The 4,183-nt window shown below is 69.9% G+C and carries 2 protein-coding genes; both read left to right on the forward strand.

The genetic code is table 11. The features are described 5' to 3' along the window. The first annotated feature begins 110 nt into the window (after window positions 1-110). Window positions 111-1,397, forward strand: coding sequence for a hypothetical protein (locus MUO23_14615; protein ID MCJ7514182.1), 1,287 nt, complete (start codon window positions 111-113; stop codon window positions 1,395-1,397). Window positions 1,398-1,560: 163 nt separating this feature from the next. Beyond that, window positions 1,561-3,795 (forward strand): hypothetical protein, encoded by a 2,235-nt coding sequence (locus tag MUO23_14620; GenBank protein ID MCJ7514183.1) that lies wholly within the window; start codon window positions 1,561-1,563, stop codon window positions 3,793-3,795. The last annotated feature ends 388 nt before the right edge of the window (window positions 3,796-4,183 follow it).

Here is a 4,183-nt window from a genome sequence, read left to right on the forward strand (position 1 = left end):
CCAGAAAGTTCATGCGATGCCCGCCTGCCTCACGCCGTACCTCGGAGGCGGGATTATAGCACCCAGCCTGCGAGTCGGTGCCGCAGCCTCGCGGCTGGTATCATCCCGCCATGCCCCTCCCACGGCGGACGGCGCCAGGCTGCGCCTGGCTTGTGCTGGTCGGCTGGAGCGCGGTGTTCCTGCTGACGCAGAGCGCCCCGTCGGCCCGCCTGCAGGCCGACCGCGTCCGCCGCTTCACCCGGCCGATTGAGTTCGATTTCGCCGGCTGGACGGCCGAGGCCGCCTGGGCCAAGCTGGCCGCCAGCAGCCTGTCGCTCGCCGACTACCTGCAGGAAGAAGATCGCTCCCGGCTCGTGCGGGAGTATGCCCAGCGGGTGGATCGGACCTCCTTCCTGCAGACCGACCTTGCCGTGCGCCTGGGCGGGACGCAGGGCCAAGCCGACGCCGAGACCAGGGCGATTCAGCATGAGCAGTCGCGCCTGCGGCAGGAGATGGCCGGGCTGCAGCCGGTCGTCGAGTCGATCCTTCAGGAGCAGGTAGCGGTTGTGCTGGCCGACCTGGGGCTGGGGGCGGGCGGGCTGGTGGCGCCGCCGGTCGCCTTCCGCTTCACCGAGCTGCCGCTGGCGCTGATCGTCTCGCCGCGCAGCGTGATCCGCCAGGACGCCGATATCCAGATCGACGCCGGGCTGGATATCCCCGAACGCATCGACCTCGAGCAGCAGGTCGAGCGGCAGATGGACGTCTCGGCGCTGGTCGTCCCGGTCGGGGGGATCGGGACCTACCCGACGATGGTGATGGAATCAGGGACGATCGGCTGGCTGGTGGACGTCGTCTCCCACGAGTGGGCGCACAACTACCTGACGCTGAGGCCACTCGGGCTCAACTATGAGACCACGCCTGAGACGCGCACCATGAATGAGACGGCGGCCTCGCTGTGGGGCGGGCTGGTGGGGACGAAGGTGCTGCAGCGCTACTATCCCGATCTGGCCCCGCCGCCGCCTGCCCCGGAGGGGAGCCTCTCCCCGGAGACGGCGCCCCCGGCTCCCCCGCCGGCCTTCGACTTCCGGGCGGAGATGCGGGACACGCGGCTGACGGTCGACCGGCTGCTCGAGCAGGGCAAGATCAAGGAGGCGGAAGCCTACATGGAGGCGAGGCGGCAAGTGTTCAACCAGCAGGGCTATGACCTGCGCCGGCTGAACCAGGCCTACTTCGCCTTCCATGGCGCCTACGCCGACGAGCCCGGCGGTGCAGCCGGCGCGGATCCGGTCGGCGCCGCCGTGCGTCGCCTGTGGGAGCTCAGCCAATCGCCGGCGGCCTTCCTGCGTAGGATGGCCCGGATGAATTCCTTCGACGATCTGCAGCGAGCGCTGCGCCAGGACGATCCCCTCTCGCCCTAGATCCCCGGGACCAGCTTCCGGAATGCTCTGACGCCCGGGGCACATTCGACGCTGGTTGCGGCCCTGGCCGAACGTCTCGACCGTGCTTCTTGTCCTCTCCGGATCCAACCGCCTGCCCCCGCGACGGACAAGGCACCTGGAGCCCTGCCGTATACTGGCTTCGATGGACATTCCGTTTCCTGCCACCGAGCGCCTGCCGGGTGCGGGGCCGCTGAGCCGGTTCCTGCCGCCGCTTGACCCTGGGATGACCACCCGGGCGCTGGCCGACCTCGGGCAGTTACCCGGTCTCGTCTTTGACCCATTCGGCACCAGCCCACGTCTGGTGCTCGAAGCCGCCCAGCAGGGCTGGGCGGTCCTGGTCGCCAGCAATAACCCGATCACCCGCTTCGTGATCGAGAACACGCTGCAGCCGCCGCCCCAGCATGATCTCCAATCGGTGCTGGCCAAGGTGGCGTCGAGCCCCAAGGACCACCAGCGCCTGGAGCAGTTCCTGCTCGATCTCTACCTGACAGAATGCCCGCAGTGCGGGGCGCAGGTCTCGGCGGAGTACTTCGTCTGGGATCGGGACAGCGGGCAGATGATCGCCAAGGCGGTCGTGTGTCCGACCTGCAAGTATGCCGGGGAGGACGCAGCCAGCGACCTCGATCGCAGCCGGGCACAGGTGTACGCCGGCCGCGGGCTGCAGCACGCGCTGGCTCTCGAGCAGGTCGCTCCCGCCGATGACCCGGACCGTGAGCATGCCGAGGCAGCGCTGAGCGTGTACCCGGCCCGAGCTTTGTACGCCTTGGTCACCTTGATCACTAAGGTCGATCAGCTGAGCCTGACAGGCGAGGCTGAGCTGGCGGCCAAGGCCCTGTTGCTGCCCGTCATGGACGCCGGCAACTCGATGTGGGGCCATCCAGAAGGGCGCTCCCGGCCGCGGCAGTTGGTCGCCTCGCAGCGTTACCGCGAGTTCAACCTGTGGCGCGCCCTCGAGCAAGCCGTCGAGGACTGGGACCTGCCGCAAACCGGCCTGAAGGTGACGACCTGGGATCTCCGCGACCCGCCTGCGCCCGGGACCGTTGCCCTGTTTGCCGGCCCGGCGCGGGGGGTGTACCGAGACCTACACTCGGTGCCGCCGGGCCTGGTGCTGACCGTTCCGCCGCGGCCCAATCAGGCCTTCTGGACGCTATCGGCGCTGTGGGCTGCCTGGCTGTGGGGCCGGGGCGAAGCTGCTGCCATCAAGGTCGCCCTGCGCCGGCGCCGCTACGATTGGGCTTGGCATCAAGCCGCCTTGCGCGGCGCCCTGGGAGGGCTGGCGGCAGCCGTGCCGCCGGGGACACCGGTGCTGGCCGTGATGCCCGAGTGCGAGCCGGGCTTTCTGAGCGCGGTGCTGGCCTCCATGGATGCCAGCGATTTCCGGCTGACCGGCCGTGCCCTGCGCCTGGCCGAGGGCGAGGCCTGCCTGCGCTGGGCGGCGGATCCGACCTCTGCCTCTGCGCAGCCATTGTCCCCGAAGGAGCTGCCGAGGCGTCTGAGCACGGCCATGTGCCGCCAACTGCAGGCGCGCAACGAGCCGGGTTCCTTCTTCCTGATGCATGCCGCAGCCGTGTTCGGGCTGGCCGGAGACCGGCTGCTTGGCAGCTTGCCGGAAAGCGAAGAGGTCCCGGTGACTTCCCTTGTTCACCAATCGGTCGAGCGTGCCCTGGCCGACCGCCGCACATTTGCGCACCTGGGAACGGGAACGGAGCCGGAGAGTGGGTCGTACTGGCTGGCCGAACCCCCGCTGCAGGGCGAGGCACTCTCCGACCAGGTGGAGGCGCTCGTGCTGGGCGTTCTTCGCCAGGGCCGCCCGATGGCCGCAGCGGAAGTGGACGCCTGGGTCTGCGAGCGGCTGCCAGGATTGCGGACCCCGGACCGCCGCTGGCTCATGGCCTGTGTGCACTCCTATGCCCTGGCAGAGGACCCAACCGGCCAGTGGCGCCTGCGGGCTGAAGACGGGGCGGAGCCGCGAGCCGAAGACCGTGCTGAGATTCGCCGCCTGCTGGTCGAGCTCGGGAGCCGACTGGGGTATGCCGCCGGGGAAAGCGAGTCGGCGGGCGTGGACTGGCTGGATTCGGCGCAGCCGGACAGGCCGGCGTTTTCCTTCAGGGTTTGTGAAACCAGTCCCCCCAGCACGGCCCTAGCGTCTGGCCGGCTGCTCACCTTCGTGATCCCCGGCGGCCGGGCGGCGCTGCTGGCGGAGAAAGCCCGCCGCGACCTCCGGCTGCGTTACGTCGTCGAAGACGCCACCCGCGTCCTCAAATTCCGCCACGTGCGGCGGCTGGCAGAGGAGTCGACGCTGCGCCGGGAGAGCCTGCTCGAACGGCTTGCCCTTGACCCGCTGGGCGAGCAGGATCCCCAGCTGCCGCTCCTCTAGGGCCGTTGCCGAGGCTCCCCCCAGCCGACGCCGATGGCCTCAGAATGGGGCCTGGCGGTAGTAGTCGTGGGAGCGCAGCCCCAACCACCCCAACGGAGGGTTCGCTTCTGGTGGGCGCCTCGCGCGCCGGCAGCGTAAGTTGGCCGACACTCGGCGTAAGAGGCGGGCTCGCCGCTCCGCGGGGAAACTCGGCCCGGCGAGAACGTACCGGATGCGTGGCCTATCCAGAGAGGAACAGCCGCCAGAATAGGAAGCGGTTTGGCCCCCCCACCTGCGAGGCTTGGCTGGCGATGCAGCCAGGCAGATCCCCGGATTCAGGGCGTGGGGGTTTCGGTTGGCGTCGGGGTGGGCGACGGGGCCTCGGTGGCGGTGGGTGGCGGGGTGACCG

This window comes from Anaerolineales bacterium (assembly GCA_022866145.1).
Lineage (GTDB): Bacteria > Chloroflexota > Anaerolineae > Anaerolineales > E44-bin32 > PFL42.